The sequence below is a fragment of the Moorena sp. SIO3I6 genome, assembly GCF_010672095.1.
The window spans coordinates 1-1455 of record NZ_JAAHHU010001289.1 but is presented as its reverse complement, the minus strand read 5'-3'; the positions used below and the strand labels follow the sequence as shown (position 1 = coordinate 1455).

Sequence of the window (1455 nt, the reverse complement as noted above, 5' to 3'; positions counted from 1 at the left end):
CGCGATCCCTGGCGACATGAAAACGAACTTGGTTGCCACTATGCTAAACATTTTGATCGGCTCGTCTGGTCTCTAACTGGTGAAACAATGTTGAGATGGGATATGCTAGTCGAGCATATTCCTTTTGACCTTTGACTTTCCTTTATTTCGCCATTCTTCTGCCGCCACTTCGATTTTGCGCTTTTGTCTTAGTTGATCTCGATTTTCATTAATCCATCGTCTCAATAGCTGCCAGTGACGAATCAGAGCTTCATGAGCAACATCTACCATCACTACTCTCTCAGATGTACCACCCTTCATTATCAGTTCACTTGTAACAACTAGTTTTTTATTAGCTAACTTCTGAACCACAGAGTCAATTTGTTCTTGTGAATGGTGCTTATTTACCAAATCCTGCTTTAGGGTTCGTCTGCGAGTGTCTTCTGTGCCTTCTCCTAATTGAGTCAACGCCAGAAATATATGCTGGGTGGTTGCCTTATGCTCCTCAGAAAAAGACTCATATACTACTGTAGCGTGTTGACTCAGTGTCCCCATTACGCCACTAAGTTTGGCATAAGTATTGAGTCGCAAACAGTTATCGTTGCTCTGTTTCCATATTTCCATCAGTGTGTACTGCAACAAAGGCAAACTCCCTGGAGCATTGGCCACATCTGTTAACATTTGTTTCACTAGTTCTGGCTCAACCTCTACTTCCAGTCGCTTTGCAGGTTCTACAATTACCTGTTTCAACTGCTTTGGTGACATTGGCGTAACTGTCACCAAATTTTGTTGAATCTGCTGTGCCAATCCGCTATAGTCCTGTTCAAGACATTTACCAAAAAAGTCTGCTCGCATCGTCAATACTAAGCAGAGTTTATTCTCGGTTTTAGGTAAAGCTCCTAATAAGCATTCAAAAAACTGCTGTCTTTCTGAGCTATCCTCACACAAGGTAAAGGCTTCTTCAAACTGATCAACTACCAGTATTAGCCGCTGGGTATTCATCACAGAAATTAATTCTGTCAACCCTTCAGAACCCTTTTTAATCAAACCCTTGGCTTGAGCGAATTGAGTCCCCCGTGCGATATCAGATAATTCAGAATCTAAAAAGCTTAGTGCTAAGGAATTGAGGGGATGTTCACCAGGCTGAAGGATTTTTATCTGCCAACTTTCACTACCAGATAACCTCCGTCCCAGTTGTAACTGATACAATAATCCTGCCCTAACTACACTAGACTTCCCACTACCAGACGATCCCAAGACAGCGAGAAATTTACCAACACGCACCTTTTCCAACAATTGATCTGTTAAAGCGGTACGACCGTAGAAATATCTGGCATCTTCTTCCGTACAATCAAAATAAGCCAAACCCTTATAAGGACAGATACTTTTTCCTGAGGCAGCCGACTGTTTTGTTACTGCTGTCCACCTGCGAGTAAGATTAATGGGTTCACCGGAATTACTAAAAGTAGGACGCTG

At 42.4% G+C, this 1455-nt stretch carries 1 pseudogene; it reads right to left on the bottom strand.

Annotated features, from left to right (window positions below):
• Positions 1-105 precede the first annotated feature (105 nt).
• Positions 106-1455, bottom strand: a pseudogene (locus F6K49_RS48650) (peptidase C14); the annotation flags it as partial.